Annotated in this window: 12 protein-coding genes; 6 read left to right on the top strand and 6 right to left on the bottom strand. The window is 61.2% G+C overall.

Annotated elements, in window-relative coordinates:
• Positions 1–33: 33 nt before the first annotated feature.
• Positions 34–1,722: a polyurethanase gene (locus AB9L16_RS13575; RefSeq protein WP_375122226.1), complete on the top strand. Its 1,689-nt coding sequence runs from the start codon at positions 34–36 to the stop codon at positions 1,720–1,722.
• A gap of 303 nt (positions 1,723–2,025) precedes the next feature.
• Positions 2,026–3,879 carry a polyurethanase gene (locus AB9L16_RS13570; protein WP_375123770.1) on the top strand — a complete coding sequence of 618 codons (1,854 nt, stop codon included), beginning with the start codon at positions 2,026–2,028 and terminating at the stop codon, positions 3,877–3,879.
• A 207-nt stretch (positions 3,880–4,086) separates the two neighbouring features.
• Here the strand turns inward: AB9L16_RS13570 and AB9L16_RS13565 are convergent, their stop codons facing one another.
• Positions 4,087–4,311: a YgdI/YgdR family lipoprotein gene (locus tag AB9L16_RS13565; RefSeq protein ID WP_016774830.1), complete on the bottom strand. Its 225-nt coding sequence runs from the start codon at positions 4,309–4,311 to the stop codon at positions 4,087–4,089.
• Between the two features lie 195 nt (positions 4,312–4,506).
• Between AB9L16_RS13565 and AB9L16_RS13560 the strand changes: the two genes are divergently transcribed.
• The 4 genes from AB9L16_RS13560 to AB9L16_RS13545 all read left to right on the top strand — a co-directional run bounded on the left by AB9L16_RS13560 (position 4,507) and on the right by AB9L16_RS13545 (position 11,010).
• The gene (locus tag AB9L16_RS13560; protein WP_375122225.1) at positions 4,507–6,159 is read left to right on the top strand and encodes a VRR-NUC domain-containing protein; all 1,653 of its coding nucleotides are present in this window, start codon (positions 4,507–4,509) and stop codon (positions 6,157–6,159) included.
• Entirely contained in the window at positions 6,156–8,486 is a 2,331-nt protein-coding gene (locus AB9L16_RS13555) for a helicase C-terminal domain-containing protein (protein WP_375122224.1), read from the top strand. Before AB9L16_RS13560 ends, AB9L16_RS13555 begins: the two co-directional genes overlap by 4 nt.
• Complete coding sequence (locus AB9L16_RS13550; RefSeq protein ID WP_375122223.1) at positions 8,479–10,398, top strand: PAS domain S-box protein; 1,920 nt, start codon at positions 8,479–8,481, stop codon at positions 10,396–10,398. Before AB9L16_RS13555 ends, AB9L16_RS13550 begins: the two co-directional genes overlap by 8 nt.
• 78 nt (positions 10,399–10,476) lie before the next feature.
• Positions 10,477–11,010: a hypothetical protein gene (locus AB9L16_RS13545; protein WP_016774826.1), complete on the top strand. Its 534-nt coding sequence runs from the start codon at positions 10,477–10,479 to the stop codon at positions 11,008–11,010.
• Between the two features lie 234 nt (positions 11,011–11,244).
• On the opposite strand, the gene AB9L16_RS13540 is transcribed toward AB9L16_RS13545, so the two are convergent.
• The 5 genes from AB9L16_RS13540 to AB9L16_RS13520 all read right to left on the bottom strand — a co-directional run bounded on the left by AB9L16_RS13540 (position 11,245) and on the right by AB9L16_RS13520 (position 16,049).
• On the bottom strand, positions 11,245–11,538 hold the full coding sequence (locus AB9L16_RS13540; protein WP_039761510.1) for a hypothetical protein: 294 nt from the start codon (positions 11,536–11,538) through the stop codon (positions 11,245–11,247).
• A 184-nt stretch (positions 11,539–11,722) separates the two neighbouring features.
• On the bottom strand, positions 11,723–13,066 hold the full coding sequence (locus AB9L16_RS13535) for a cation:proton antiporter (RefSeq protein WP_375122222.1): 1,344 nt from the start codon (positions 13,064–13,066) through the stop codon (positions 11,723–11,725).
• Positions 13,067–13,108: 42 nt separating this feature from the next.
• Positions 13,109–13,720: a Yip1 family protein gene (locus AB9L16_RS13530; protein ID WP_256809954.1), complete on the bottom strand. Its 612-nt coding sequence runs from the start codon at positions 13,718–13,720 to the stop codon at positions 13,109–13,111.
• 87 nt (positions 13,721–13,807) lie between these two features.
• Positions 13,808–14,665 carry a glucose 1-dehydrogenase gene (locus AB9L16_RS13525; protein ID WP_016774822.1) on the bottom strand — a complete coding sequence of 286 codons (858 nt, stop codon included), beginning with the start codon at positions 14,663–14,665 and terminating at the stop codon, positions 13,808–13,810.
• 229 nt (positions 14,666–14,894) lie between these two features.
• Positions 14,895–16,049, bottom strand: coding sequence for a MalY/PatB family protein (locus AB9L16_RS13520; RefSeq protein WP_375122221.1), 1,155 nt, complete (start codon positions 16,047–16,049; stop codon positions 14,895–14,897).
• Positions 16,050–16,067 lie beyond the last annotated feature (18 nt).

Here is a 16,067-nt window from a genome sequence, read left to right as displayed (position 1 = left end):
CTGCCGGTTTTTCAAGAAAAGGGAGCGCTGCACATGGGATTGTTCGATTACAAAAATGCCGACGGCAAGGGGCTTTATAGCGATGCCATCGCGCTGACGCTGTATGCCTACACGCCCACCGGCAAACCGTTGCCGGCCACGGCGTGGGCACCGGTCACGGCGACGGCGCTGGGCTATCAGGGCAAGGTCGGTGCGCAAGGCACGTTCTTCGGGGAAAAGGACGGATTCACCAGCGCCGAGGCCGAAGTGCTCGGCAAGTATGACGCTGCTGGCAAGTTGATCGGCCTTGGCATTGCCTTTCGCGGCACCGGCGGGCTGGGTTACAGCGACACTTTCGGTGATCTGAAAAACAATCTGCTCGCCGCGGTCGGGCCGTCGGATTACGCGAGCAACTACGCGAAAAACGCGTTCGACAATCTGCTCAACGCCGTCGCCGATTTCGCGATCGCCAACGGCATTGCCGCCAACGATGTGCTGATCAGCGGCCACAGCCTCGGCGGGCTTGGGGTTAATAGCGTTGCTGAATTGAGCGCGGACAACTGGGGCGGCTTCTACAAGGATGCCAATTACATCGCCTTCGCCTCGCCGACCCAGAGCAGCACCGGCCCCCAGGTGCTCAACATCGGTTTCGAAAACGATCCGGTATTTCGCGTGCTCGACGGCACCACGTTCAGCACGGCGTCGATGGGCAAGCACGACAAGCCGCACGAATCGACCACCGACAACCTCGTCAACTTCACCGATAACTACGCTTCCACGGCGCAGAACCTGGTGCCGTTCAGCATCGCCAACCCGCTGAACTGGTCGGCGCACAGTTCACTAGGCTACGCCGATGGCTTGAATCGGGTGATCGATTCGGCGTTCTACAACCTGACCGAGCGCGACTCGACAATCATCGTTGCCAATCTCGAAGAGGCATCGCGGAGCAAGACCTGGGTCGAGGACCTGGGCCGCAGCGGCGAGCCGCACAGCGGCAGCACCTTCATCATCGGCACGCAGAGCAGCGACTGGCTCAAGGGCGGGGCGGGTAACGACTTTCTTGAAGGGCTGGGCGGCGACGATCGTTTCCGTGATGACGGCGGCTACAACGTCATTTTCGGCGGGCAGGGCCATAACACCTTCGAACTGCAGAAACCGTTGCAGAACTTCAGCTTCGCCAACGACGGCGACGGCACGCTGTACGTGCGCGACGCCTACGGCGGCATCAGCCTGACCCGCGACATCGGCGCGCTGGTCGGTAAAGAGGCCGGTTCGTGGTGGGGCAGCAAGGAAATCACCTGGGGCGTCACCGCCAAGGGCCTGAGCAACGGCAGCGAACTGACCCAGTACAACCATTCGCTCAGCGGTGATGGCTACGGCAATGCCTTGCATGCCACGGCCGATGGCGACTGGCTGTTCGGGCTTGGTGGCGATGATCAACTGATCAGTGACAAGTCGCAGGTGACTTTCGTGGGTGGCGCCGGCAACGACGTGATGACGGCGGTGGGTGGCGGCAACACCTTCCTGTTCAGCGGCGCGTTCGGTTTCGATGCGATCAATGGTTATCAAGGCAGCGACAAACTGCTGTTCATGGGCGTCGCGGGCGCGGGACAGGGTTATGACTACAAGCAGCATGCCGCGCAGTCCGGCGCTGATACCGTGCTGAAAGTCGGCGATTTTGCCGTGACGCTGATTGGCGTCGGCGTGACTGACCTGACGGATTCGAGTTTCGTCTTTGCCTGATTCCGAAGGTGCAGGAGATCTCATTGTGGGAGCGAGCTTGCTCGCGAAAACGGTGGGTCAGGCGATTGTGATGTTGAATGTGCTGCCGCCTTCGCGAGCAGGCTCGCTCCCACAGGTGCGGCGTACACATGAACGTTCCCACGCTCTGTGTGGGAATGCAGCCGGGGGCGCTCTGCGTCCCAAAAGAACGCAGCCTTCGGCAGCTCCTACAGAGGATGTGCAAGATGTAACGAATGCTCCAGAGCCCCGCGCTCTGGCTGTGAGCTATCTCTGACAATTCCAACAACAAGAGAGGCAATGGCAATGGGTGTATACGACTACAAGAACTTCGGCACAGCCGATTCCGCGGCGCTGTTCAGCGATGCCATGGCGATCACGCTGTATTCCTATCACAACCTCGATAACGGCTTCGCCGCCGGTTATCAGCACAACGGCTTCGGCCTGGGCCTGCCGGCAACGCTGGTCACCGCACTGATTGGCGGCACCGATTCGCAAGGGGTGATCCCCGGTATCCCGTGGAATCCCGACTCGGAAAAACTCGCCCTCGATGCCGTGCAAAAGGCCGGCTGGACGCCCATCACCGCTGCGCAATTGGGCTACGACGGCAAGACCGATGCACGTGGGACGTTCTTCGGCGAGAAGGCCGGCTACACCAGCGCGCAAGTGGAAATCCTCGGCAAGTACGATGTCCAGGGTCACCTCACCGAACTGGGTATCGCCTTTCGCGGCACCAGCGGCCCGCGCGAAATCCTCATTGGTGATTCGATTGGCGACGTGATCAACGATCTGCTCGCAGCGTTCGGCCCGGCCGATTACGCAAAAAACTACGTCGGCGAAGCTTTCGGCAATCTGCTCAACGATGTTGTCGTATTCGCCCGGGCCAACGGCCTCAGCGGCAAGGACGTGCTGGTCAGCGGCCACAGCCTGGGCGGTCTGGCGGTGAACAGCATGGCTGACTTGAGCGCTGGCAAGTGGGGCGGTTTCTTCGCCGATTCCAACTACATCGCCTACGCCTCGCCGACCCAGAGCAGCGGCGACAAGGTGCTGAATATCGGCTACGAAAACGACCCGGTGTTTCGCGCCCTCGACGGTTCGACCTTCAGCAGTGCCTCGGTGGGTGTGCACGATGCGCCGCACACATCCACCACCGACAACCTCGTCAGCTTCAACGATCACTACGCCTCGAACGCCTGGAACGTGCTGCCGTATTCGATCCTGAATATCCCGACCTGGATTTCGCACCTGCCCACTGGCTACGGCGACGGCATGACCCGCGTGCTGGAATCGAAGTTCTACGACCTGACCAGCCGCGACTCGACGATCATCGTCGCCAACCTCTCCGACCCGGCGCGGGCAAACACTTGGGTACAGGACCTCAACCGTAACGCCGAAACCCACAAGGGCAGCACGTTCATTATTGGCAGTGACGGCAACGACCTGATCCAGGGCGGCAGCGGCAATGACTATCTGGAGGGCGGCGCCGGCAACGACAGCTTCCGCGACAACGGCGGCAACAACGTCATTCTGGGCGGGCAGGGCAACAACACGCTCGACTTGCAGCAAACAGTGAAGAACTTTGATTTCGCCAACGACGGTGCCGGCAACCTGTACATCCGCGATGCCAACGGCGGGATCAGCATTACCCGCGACATCGGTAGCATTGTCAGCAAAGAGCCGGGGTTTCTCTGGGGCGTGTTCAAGGACGACGTGTTGCACAGCGTCACGGCCACGGGGTTGAAAGTCGGCAGCAACCTCACCGTTTATGAATCGAGCGTAAAAGGCACGGCCGCTGCTGACATGCTCAAGGCGCATACCGGCGGCGATTGGCTGTTTGGCCTGGAGGGCAATGATCATTTGCTCGGCGGCGCGGGCAATGATGTGTTTGTCGGCGGCGCTGGCAATGACCTGCTGGAATCGGGCGGCGGGGCGGATACGTTTCTGTTCCACGGCGCGTTCGGCCAGGATCGTGTGGTTGGCTATACCGCCGATGACAAACTGGTGTTTCTCGGCGTACAGGGTGTGTTGCCGGGGGATGATTTGCGCGCCCATGCGTCGGCGGTCGGGCAGGATACCGTGCTGACATTTGGTGGGGATTCGGTGACGTTGGTGGGGGTGGCGCTGGGGAGTTTGAGCGACGACGGGGTGGTTATCGCCTGAGGTTGATGCGGGGCCTGTGCCGGCCCCTTCGCGAGCAGGCTCGCTCCCACAGGGGATTTGTGAACGACGCAGATCCAGTGTGTGATCGTTCCCACGCTCCGCGTGGGAATGCAGCCCGGGACGCTCTGAGTCCCACTCGAGAGCCGAACGCGGAGCGTCCGTGGAGGCATTCCTTTGCTGCGCATGGGAACGATCATTCAGGCCAAGTCAGTCTTCCTTGCGCACGGTCGCGACTTCATCGGCGCGAACCTTGACCTTGGCGCCGGAAATATCCTCGAACTCATAGAAACCGTCCTCGGTCTCGGTCTTTGGCATGTCCTCGGTCAGGTACTGGGTGCCGTTCTGCAACGTCACCACGGTCTGGGTCGAACAGCCGCCCAGCGCCAACAGGGCTGCGACCGCTACAGGAATGCCCAGCATCTTGATTTTCATACCCACCTCTGACTCCTTGCTTGAATGTGATTGCGGGCATTGTCGGCCCTGTAACGCGGTTGGTGCCAGCAGCGGCGGAAAAGTTCGATGGCGGCGCGAAAAAATGCCATTGATCTTTTTCCGTTTGCGCCGGGCAGGGCTGAGCTGTTATCTGTACGCATAACCAGTGTTCGCTTGCCGTGGCTTTGAATTCCCGTGACCTCCAACCCTCTCGACGATCCGTTCTATTACCTCAACAACTTCCGGCAAGTGCTTGATTGGCTTGGGCTTCGCTATGCCGATGTGATGAGCGCAAGCGAGCACGGCTTCATCCGCGACTTCAACACGCTGCCGCAAGCCTCGCAGGGATTGCTGGTGCGCATGGTCATGCGCAAGGGCATTCACTTTCGCGCGAGCAAACTCAACTATCTGGAAATCGGCGACATTGCCGAGGCGGCGCGGCCGTTGCTCGAACACGGCTGGCTCGACGAACACGCTGCGCTGACCCTGGCAGAGCTGTTTGATGTCCTGCTCAAGGCCGAGCTGCTGCAAGCGTTCGGCACCTTTATAGAACAGCCGAAAGGGCGCAAGGACGAGTGGCTGCCGGTGCTGGCCGAACAGTTCAGCGAGGCGCAGCCCCTGCGTGTCTGGGCGCCGCAACTGGCTGAGCGGCTGTTCAGCCTGACCCTGATGGACCTGTGCGATCGCCTGCGCCTGATGTTCTTCGGCAATCTGTATCAGGACTGGTCGGAGTTCGTGCTGGCCGACCTGGGCATCTTCACTTATGAAAAAGTCGAGTTCTGCGCCGACTCCCGAGGCCTGCGCAGCCGCGAAGACGTCGACGCCTGCCTGTTCCTGCATCAATGCCAGTTGCGCTTCGAAGCCGGTGAAGCGCTGGACGAGATCGTCGAACAGATCAACGCCGTGCAATTCGACAACCCGTGGCTGCGCCGCCGGCAAGCCAAGGCGTTGTTCCAGATCGGCCAATATGGCGAGCGCATCGGCGACTTTGCGCTGGCCCTGAGTGTTTACCGCGACTGCGCTTATCCGGGCGCACGGCTGCGGATGATCCGTGTGCTCGAGCGTTGCGGCGAATACGCGCTGGCGCTGGAGCTCGGCACGCTGGCCGAACAGGCACCGCAAAGCGCGGCCGAGCAACAAGGTTTGCAACGCATCGTCCCGCGTCTGCGGCGCAAACTCGGTGGCCCGCCGCTCAAGCGTGCCAAGGCCAGAGAGGTCGAGCGCCTCGACTTGCACTTGCCACGCGTCGATCCGACGCGATCGGTGGAATTCCATGTGCAAGCGCACTTGCACGCCGATGACGGCCCGGTGCATTACGTCGAGAACAGCCTGATTAATTCACTGTTCGGCCTGTTGTGCTGGCCGGCGATCTTCGCGCCGTTGCCGGGCGCGTTCTTTAACCCGTTCCAGCGCGGCCCGGTGGATCTGCTCAGCGAAGACTTCCTCGAGCGCCGCGCCGAGCTGTTCCAGGCCTGCCTGGGCGAACTCGATGACGGCCGCTACGCCGAGACCATCCGCCAGCGCTTCGTCGACAAGTGGGGCATCCAGTCGCCGTTCGTGTTCTGGGGCGCGCTCAACGAAGACTTGCTGGAACAGGCGCTGGCCTGTCTGCCCGCCGAACACCTCAAACACTGGTGCAATCGTCTATTGCTCGACATCAAGGCCAACCGCGCTGGCATGCCGGACCTGATCCAGTTCTGGCCGCAGCACAAGACCTACCGGATGATCGAAGTCAAAGGCCCCGGCGACCGCTTGCAGGACAATCAACTGCGCTGGCTGGAGTTCTGCCACGAGCATCAAATGCCGGTGGCCGTGTGTTACGTGCAATGGGCGGAGCAGAGCGCTTGAGCTACAGCGTTGCCGTGCGTGCACTGTGCGAGTTCACCGCCAAGACCGGCGACCTCGACCTGCGCTTCACCCCGTCACCGACCGCGCTGGAAGGCATCGTCGGCCATCGCACCGTGGCCTCGCGACGCAGCGAGCAGTACCAGAGCGAAGTGGCGCTGCAAGGCGAATTCGGCGAGCTGAAGGTCAAGGGCAGGGCGGACGGTTACGACCCGGCGCAAAACTGCCTGGAAGAAGTCAAAACCTATCGCGGCGACTTGAGCAAGCAACCGGCCAATCACCGCCAGTTGCACTGGGCGCAGGCGAAAATCTACGGCTGGTTGATGTGCCAGAAACTGCAATTGCAGCAGATCAATCTGGCGCTGGTGTATTTCGACGTCGTCAGCGAAAAGGAAACCTGCCTGGTTGAATCCTACAGCGCCGAGTCGCTTCAGGGGTTTTTCGCGCAGCAGTGCGCTTTGTTCCTGCAATGGGCCGAGCAGGAAATGGCCCATCGCGAAGCGCGCAATCTGGCCGCGCAGCAACTGCCGTTCCCGCACGCGGATTTTCGTCCCGGCCAACGGCATCTGGCCGAATCAGTGTTCAAAGCCGTCAGCACCGGCCGCTGCCTCATGGCCCAGGCGCCGACCGGCATCGGCAAAACCCTTGGCACGCTATTTCCGATGCTCAAGGCCTTGGCGCCGCAGCAACTGGACAAGGTGTTCTTTCTCACCGCCAAGACTCCCGGACGCAAACTGGCGCTCGATGCCAGTCAAGTGTTGTTCAGGCAAGCGCCGGACTTGCCGCTGCGAGTGATGGAAATGGTTGCTCGCGACAAGGCCTGCGAACATCCGGACAAAGCCTGCCACGGTGAATCCTGTCCGTTGGCCCAGGGTTTTTATGATCGCCTGCCGGCTGCCCGCGAATCTGCCAGCCATATCAATCTGCTGGATCAGGCGGCGATGCGTGAAGTTGCCGCGCAGCACAGCGTATGCCCGTATTACCTGAGTCAGGAAATGGCCCGTTGGGCGGATGTGGTGGTTGCCGACTACAACTATTACTTCGACTTCAGCGCGCTGCTGTTCGGCCTGGCCCAGCTCAATCAATGGAAAGTCGCGGTGCTGGCCGACGAGGCGCACAACCTGGTCGAACGCGGCCGGCAAATGTACAGCGCCAGTCTCGACCAGTTCACCCTCGCCAGCGTGCGCAAAACCGCGCCGGCAGCGCTGAAGAATTCCCTGCAACGGGTCAACCGCGAATGGAACGCGCTGCATGCGCCGCAACTGGCGGCGTATCAGGCGTACGACAAGGCGCCGGACAAGCTCCTGCACGCCATCTCGCTGTGTTGCGCGGCCATTGGTGATTACCTCAACGAGCATCCGCAAGGCCTCGACAGCAGCTTGCAGAATTTCTATTTCGATCTGCTGCAATTCGCCCGGGTCGCCGAGCTGTACGACGAGCATTACCTGTTCGATATCAGCAAACGCGATCTCGACCGCAAGCGTCCGCTGTCGCAACTGTGCCTGCGCAACGTGGTGCCGGCGGCGTTCATCGGCCCGCGCCTGACAGCGGCGCGCAGCAGCGTGCTGTTCTCGGCCACGCTGAGCCCGCGCAACTATTACGCCGACCTGCTCGGCACGCCCGCCGACACGGTGTGCATCGACGTCGAATCGCCGTTCAGCGCCGAGCAATTGCAGGTACACATCGTCAGCCAGATCTCCACCCGTTTTAACCATCGCCAGGCCTCGCTGGAGCCTATCGTCGAACTGATCGCGCGCCAGTTCAGCGAGCGCCCGGGCAACTATCTGGCGTTCTTCAGCAGTTTCGATTACCTGCAACAGGTCGCGACCTTATTGGCCGAGCGCCATCCGCACATCACCCAGTGGCTGCAATCGCGGGGCATGGCCGAGGGCGCGCGGCAGGCGTTTCTCGACCAGTTCAGCGCCGACAGCCAGGGCGTCGGGTTTGCGGTGCTGGGCGGGGCGTTTGGCGAGGGCATCGATTTGCCCGGCGCGCGGCTGATCGGCGCGTTCATCGCCACGCTGGGGCTGGCGCAGCTCAACCCGGTCAACGAGCAGATGAAGCGGCGCATGGCGGCGATTTTTGGCGCCGGCTACGACTACACCTATCTGTACCCGGGCATGCAAAAAGTCGTACAAGCCGCCGGGCGGGTGATTCGCACCCGCGAGGATCGCGGTACGGTCATGCTCATTGATGACCGCTTTGCCGAAAGCCGCATCCAGCAACTGCTGCCGCAGTGGTGGGCAATCAAAAGCGAGCCGGCACTTTCCAAATCAGTGGATTCACGCATACTTCAGCCCATGACAGTGGCTGGTGAGTGTGATGAGTGAAAACAACAGTACCGCAGCGATCGAAGACAGCCGTTTCCGGCTATTGATCGACGCGGTTGTCGACTATGCGATCTACATGATCGACCCCGACGGTACCATCACCAGTTGGAACTCCGGCGCCAAACGCTTCAAGGGCTACGAAGAAGCGGAAATCATCGGCGAGCATTTCTCGCGCTTCTATACCCCGGAAGACCGCGCCAACGGCATGCCGCAACGGGCGCTGGACACAGCGATCCGTGAAGGTCGCTTCGAAGGCGAGGGCTGGCGCGTGCGCAAGGACGGCACGCACTTCTGGTCGCACGTGGTGATCGATCCGATCATCGACCCCAACGGCGAACTGCTCGGTTTCGCCAAGATCACCCGCGACCTCACCGACCGCAAAATGGCCGAGGAAACCCTCAAGCAAAGCGAACAGCAGTTCCGCCTGCTGGTGCAGGGCGTCACCGACTACGCGATCTACATGCTCAGCCCCGAAGGTTGCGTCAGCAACTGGAACCAGGGCGCGCAGCGCATCAAGGGTTACTTGCCGGAAGAAATCATCGGCCAGCATTTTTCGATTTTCTACACCCCCGAAGACCGCGAACTCGGCGAGCCGCAGCGCTCGCTGGAGATTGCCACCCGCGAAGGCCGGTTCGAGAGCCGCAGTTGGCGGATGCGCAAGGACGGCACGCGGTTTCTTGCCCACGTGGTCGTCGATGCGATTCGCGGCGACACCGGCACGCTGCTCGGCTTTGCCAAGATCACCCGCGATGTGACCGAGGCGCACGAGGCGCAGCAAGCCCTGGAAAAGACCCGCGAGGCGTTGTTCCAGGCGCAGAAGATGCAGGCGATCGGCCAACTCAGCGGCGGCATCGCCCATGACTTCAACAACCTGCTGACGGTGATTCTCGGCAATCTCGAGATCGTGCAGAAACGCATCGGCGACGCGCCGAAAATCGCTCGACTGCTGGAGAACGCCACCCAAGGGGCCTTGCGCGGTGTCTCGCTGACCCAGCGCATGCTGGCCTTCGCCCGGCGTCAGGAACTGAAGACCGAATCGGTGGATATCCCGCAATTGGTGCAAGGCATCACCGGGCTGCTGCGCAGTTCGCTCGGACCGGGCATTCGTATCGAAACACGCTTTCCCGACGACCTGCAGCCAGTGCTGGCCGATAGCAATCAGCTGGAACTGGCGATCCTCAATCTCGCCACCAACGCCCGCGATGCCATGCCCGAGGGCGGCACGGTGATCATTCAGGCGCAAGCCGAAGTGGTGCTGGAACAAACTCATTCGACCCTGGCAGCGGGGCGTTACGTGTGCCTGAGCCTGATCGACAGCGGCGAAGGCATGGATGAAGCCACGCTGGCCTGCGCCCGCGACCCGTTCTTCACCACCAAGGGCCTGGGCAAAGGCACCGGGCTGGGCTTGTCGATGGTGCACGGCTTTATCGAGCAGTTGGGCGGGCGCTTTACTCTCAAAAGCGAGAAGGGCCACGGCACGGCGGCCGAACTGTGGATTCCGGTGGCGCTAGAGCAAACGGCCAGTCGCCCGGCGTACAGCAACGCCGCGCCCATTGCGGTCCCAAGGCTCAGCGTGTTGGTGGTCGATGACGATTCGCTGGTGCTGACCAGCACCAGCCTGCTGCTCGAAGACCTCGGCCACCGCGTCATCGGCGCGACCTCCGGCGCCCAGGCGCTGGCGCTGTTCGATCAGGGCGAAGTCATCGATCTGGTGATCACCGACATGGCCATGCCAAAAATGAGCGGCGCGCAACTGGCTCACGCCTTGCGTATGCTCAAGCCGGATTTGCCGATCATTCTCGCCACTGGATACGCCGAACGTTTGGAAGGCTTCGCCGCCGATCTGCCGCGCCTGCCGAAACCGTTCACCCAGTTGAATCTGGTCCAGATCATCGCCCAGTCGATGAAGTGACGCGCTGGTCGATCCGGCTGAACTAGTGCTGACGCGTGCCTTTCCAAAAGTCTTGTTCACTTTTGGAGGGCACGTCTCTTGTCTCGCATATTGACCCAGCCAAGCGCTGTTGAAGAAGCCTTGGCCGAGCACGACGCCAAGATGTTTGGCTCACCCAAGGAGCGGCTGGATTTCTATCGCCGGGAAATCCAGTACGAAACCAGCATCCTCGCCAACCGCACAGACGCCTACCTGGCGGCGCAGTCGTTTCTGGTGATCGCTTTCGCCTCGTGCATGGCCAACCTCAATCCCGAGTGGGGCAAGATGTTCACCCTTGTCGTGCCGCCTTTTCTGGCGCTGCTTGGTGTGCTCAGTTCGCTGAATGCCTGGCCGGGGATTCGTGCGGCTTACGACATCATTGATCACTGGCACTTTAAACAAAGCCAGTTGCTGCACAGCGAACCGGTGATGGGCGCGGCGTATGACGAGTCTCCACTGTTCAGCGAAATGGAATCGAGCCACAAGGGCTATCGCAAGTCGCTGCTGTTCTCAGTGCGCACGCCTTGGATTTTTGCGACGTTCTGGGTGATGTTGGGGGTGTATGCGGTGTTTATTCAGGTGACCAATCCTTGAGGTGGATTGGTCGGGGGCAGGGGACAGGTGCTGGATTTTGTGGTGTTAGTGAGATCTTACCCCCTCACCCCAGCCCTCTCCCCCAAGGGGGCGAGGGGGAAAGGGAGCAGATCTTCATGCTTTTCAAAATCTACATTCGGCGCGGTATGCCAGGTCGGTGTAGCACGTGAGAACACCTCGGTCAGTCCCCTCTCCCTCGGGGAGAGGGCTAGGGTGAGGGGCTTTTGACTTTTATCACGCGGTTTCCAGCTCACGCCGCGGTGTAACAGCATTCTGCACCGCTGCCGGAATAGGCGGGAAATCCTCATTCAGCACACACAGATGATCAATTGCATCTTCAAATTTCGCATCGGCTTTCTTGCGCAGTGCCCGGTATTGCTCAAAGCGTTCGAAGTCGGTCGGGGTCTGTTCCAGCAGCGCGTTGGCCGCTCGGTTCAGTTCGTGGGCTTCTTCGAACAGTTGACGATTGCGTTCCAGAGCCAGTGCTCTGCAAGCCTTGATTTGCGCAGGAGTCGAGCATTCGTTCATGACTGTGACCTTGTTTGTGTCGGGGTTCCGTTTGATAGGCTGTTCACCGCAGGGGAACCGAACCTGCCGGGTCGCGCTGGATGGTTGGCGCGGTTAAAGGTGTGACCCTTGGGTCGCGCCCGGCGATCCATTTTTTTGTAGAAAAATCTTCGATGATTTTCGTCAAAGCGCAGCGGTTGAAGAATCAGCTTTTTCGTTGCTTCAGACTTTCATAGCGCGCCAGCATCGGCTGTGTGCTGATGCCATGCAGCAGGATACTCAGGGCCACCACCGACAACGTGATGTCGGTACAGACCTTGGCCACGTCGGAATCGAGGCCATGGTTCAGGGCGAAGAACAGATAGAAAAGGCTGCCGATGCCACGAATGCCAAACCAGCCGATCAACAAACGCTGCGGTCCGCTGAGCAGATTGCCCCACGGCATCAGCGCCACGCTCAGTGGACGAATCAGACAGAACAGCACGGCGCCGATCCACAAGGCCCGCCAGTCCCAATGCGCAATCAGCACGACACCGAGCAGGGTCACCAGAAACACTTCCATCGCCCGCTCGACCAGACTGCCGAATGCGAGCATGTCGCCCATCATGATTCCCGCCGCGACCTGGCTGTCTTCCAGCTTCTCGGTGTCGCCGTGCACGGCGTTCTGTGGTTCGACGTTCTGATGACCGACCACCGGCTGCACCAGATGCTCGGCAGGTGCCTGGGTGATGCCCGTGGATTTGACTTCCTCCTGACGCAGACCCAGGCCAGCAGCGAAAACCGCAAGAAAGCCGTAGCCGCCAATGGCGTCGGCGACCACGTAGGACAGCGCGATCAGCGCGAGAGTGAGGTAATCGTTCGGGCCGAGGGTGCTGTCCTCGTTGTGAATGCGCAGCAACAGAGCGATGCGGCCAATGCCGCGCCCCATCCAGTAACCGGTGAGCAAACCCGCCGGCACCGCCCATAACAGACTGCGAAGCACCCAGTGCTGCCATTCGCCGGCGCTGCCGTCACCGTGCAGCAACAGCAGGCCGAGAATCACGAAAGGGAAAGCCACGCCATCATTGAGCCCGGCTTCACCGGAGAGGCCGAAGCGCACGCTGTCGACGTCCTGCGCATCATTGACCTGCACCAGTGCGGCGAGCACCGGGTCGGTCGGCGCCAGAATCGCGCCGATCAGCAACGACGGTCCCCACGGCAATTGCAGGCCCCAGTGCAACAGCAGGCATACGCCGATAATCGTCAGAATCATTACCGGCCCCGCCAGACCAAAAGCGATACGCCAGGTCTTGTGGGCCAACGGCAACCGCAGCTTCAGACCGCAGACGAACAAGGAAAAGAGCACCGCGACTTCAGTCAGGTGCTCCATCCACAGCGACGATTCCCCCAGCGGCAATTGCAGCAGGTCGAGGCCGCTGGGGCCGATGGCGATGCCCAGCAGCAGGCACACCGCCGAGGTGGTGACCGGCATCCAGCGCAACCACGACGACGTCAGGGCCAGCGTCAGCAGCACGGCGCCGAGCACCGCGACCCATATGCCGAAACTCATGACCGCTCACTTCGGTGAATTCTCAAGGACAGGCGCACCGGGTCAGCTCACGGTCGTGCGCAGGTACTCGGGGATGAGCACGTTGAACCACAGCAGGATCATCGACACCAGCATGGTCACCAGCACCAGCAGGCCAACGCCCCACACGCACGCCGAATACAGCAGGCCTTGCTCCTTGCGCTCATGCATGAAGGTCGGCAGGCCGACGAACAGCAAAAACGTCGAATAGATCGACGCCGCGCCGAGCACCAGAATCGCCAGCCAGCGGCTCGGGTACAGCCCGGCAATCCCGGCGAGGAAAAACGGCGTCACCGTGTAGGCGGCAAAACCGATGCATTGATTGAGCGTTGGTCGCGCATCGAACGATCGCGACATCCATCTGATAAACCCGCCGATAATCGCCACACCAGCAACGATCGTCACGTACAGCAGCACGCTCAGTTGCAGGGCGCTGGCCGTGCTGAGGCGCACGTTCTCACCCGCGGCGAGGCTCCAGCCGACATAGGTGGTGCCGATGAACAGGCACACGGCGGGAATCAACGCGAGCAGCAGCAGATGCGCGAGGTAGTGGCGGGGATGGGTTTCCTCTTCGCGGCGGATATCGGTCCAGGCGAAGTTCGGTTGGGTGAAGAGTCTGACGAGGGGGGCGGACATGACAACCTCCTGTTCCTGTTGGCCCGTAGGCGCTTACAGGTATGGAGAGATGCCATGCCGCTCGGGTTCAGTTTTTCTGCTGCACGGTTACAGCATCGGTTTGCCGCCGGTCACGCCGTAGCGCTGGCCGGTGATATAGCTGGCTTCGTCGGAGGCCAGCAGCACGTAAATCGGTGCGACTTCCACCGGTTGGCCCGGACGGCCGAGCGGGGTGCTGCCGCCGAAGTTCTGTACTTCTTCATCAGGCATGGTCGAGACGATCAGCGGCGTCCAGATCGGGCCTGGGGCGACGCTGTTGACGCGAATTTCCTTCGGCCCGAGCATCTGCGCCAGGCCACCGGTGAAGTTGGCGATCGCGCCTTTGGTGGTGGCGTAGGCCAGCAGGGTCGGTTTGGGCATGTCCGAGTTGACCGAGCTGGTGTTGATGATCGACGAGCCTGGGCGCATGTGTTTGATCGCCGCCTGACAGATCCTGAACATGGCGGTGATGTTGACGTCGAAGGTCATCACCCATTCGTCATCGGGGATTTCCTCGAAGTTTTCATGGGTCATCTGGAACGCGGCGTTGTTGACCAGAATGTCGATGCGGCCAAAGCGCTCGACAGTCTTGTCGACCAGCGCCTGGCACTGAGCCTTTTCGGCGATATCGCCCGGCAGCAGGATGCACTGACGCCCGGCCTGTTCGACCCAGCGTGCGGTTTCCTTGGCGTCTTCGTGTTCATTCAGGTAAGCCACGGCGACGTCGGCGCCTTCACGGGCGAAGGCAATCGCCACCGCGCGACCGATGCCGCTGTCAGCGCCGGTGATCAGCGCGATCTTGCCGGCGAGGCGGCCGGAACCGACGTAACTTTGCTCGCCGCAGTCTGGATACGGTTCCATCTTGCGTTGCGAGCCGGGCACCGGTTGGGCTTGTTTCGGGAAGGGTGGTTTTGGATAGTCAGTCATCGCAGGGTCTCCTGATTTCAAGTCCAGTGTTCCGGGTTGACCCGGTGGCTTTGTCTTGAGTTCGATCGGATTTGCGCTGGATTTAGTTGGCTATGCAAAACCAATGTGGGAGCGAGCCTGCTCGCGAAAGCGGTCTGTCAGACGATAAATATGTCGACTGACACTGCGCTTTCGCGAGCAGGCTCGCTCCCACAGGGGGTCATTTATACAGGGGAATACCGGGCAAGGATCAGCGTTTGCGGCTGGCCAGCGCCCGCTCCATCCGCGCAATCCCTTCTTCGAGCAACGCCCTCGGGCAACCGAAGTTCAAGCGCACGAACTGCTGATGCTGGTCACCAAAATCGAGCCCGGCACTCAGGCCGACCTTGCCCTGTTCGAGGAAGAACCGCTGCGGATCCGGCAGGTCCAGCGCGGTGCAATCGAGCCACGCCAGATACGTGCCCTGCGGCACATTGATGGTCACGCCCGGCAGGCGCGTGCGTACGGCGTTCACCAGCCAGTCGCGGTTGGCCTGCACGTAGATTTTCAATTCCGCGAGCCAAGGCCCGGCTTCGCTGTAGGCGACGCGGGTGGCTTCCATGCCCAGCGGGTTGACGCTGTCGACCATGCCGCAGCGGGCGTGGTTGACGCGTTCACGCAGCGCGGCGTCCTGAATGATCATGAACGAGGTCTTCAGACCGGCGATGTTGTAGGCCTTGCTCGCCGACATCAGGGTGATCGTGCGCTTGGAAATTTCCGGACTCAGCGAGGCGGTGGGAATGTGCACGCGGCCGTCGAAGCACAGTTCGGCATGAATTTCGTCGGAGATGATCCACGCGTCCTGCGCTGCGCAGATATCCGCGACTGCCTGCAATTCTTCGCGGGCGAAGACCTTGCCGATCGGGTTGTGCGGGTTGCTCAACAGCAGGGCGCCGCCGCCTTTCAGCGACTCGCGCAGTGCGTCCAGCGGCGTGGCGTAAGTGCCATCGGCCTGGGCTTCGAATTGCAGCTCGACCTTGTTCAGGCCCCAGTGGCCCGGCGCATGGCGCAGCGGCGGATAGTTCGGCACTTGCACGACAACATTCTGCTGCGCCTGGACCAAGGCCTTGAGGGCCATGTTGAAACCCGATTCCACGCCCGGCAGGAAAATCAGCTCCTGCGGTTTGACCTGCCATGCGTACTTGTTCCACAGGTCGGCGACGATGGCGTCGCGCAGGTTGTCCTGGGCCACGCTGTAACCGAGCAGCGGGTGCAGCAGGCGCTGTTGCAAGGCTTCGACGATGACCGGCGGCGCGGCGAAATCCATGTCAGCGACCCACATCGGCAACACATCCGTCGGGTAACGGCTCCACTTGGTGCTGCCAGTGTGGTGGCGGTCGAACAGCTGATCAAAATCGAAAGTCATGCATGGTCTCGTCGAGGC

Origin of the sequence: Pseudomonas sp. LW8, assembly GCF_041956865.1 — a bacterium.
Classification (GTDB): domain Bacteria; phylum Pseudomonadota; class Gammaproteobacteria; order Pseudomonadales; family Pseudomonadaceae; genus Aquipseudomonas; species Aquipseudomonas siliginis.
The sequence above is the reverse complement of the archived record's forward strand: the minus strand, read 5'-3'. Positions and strand labels throughout refer to the sequence as shown.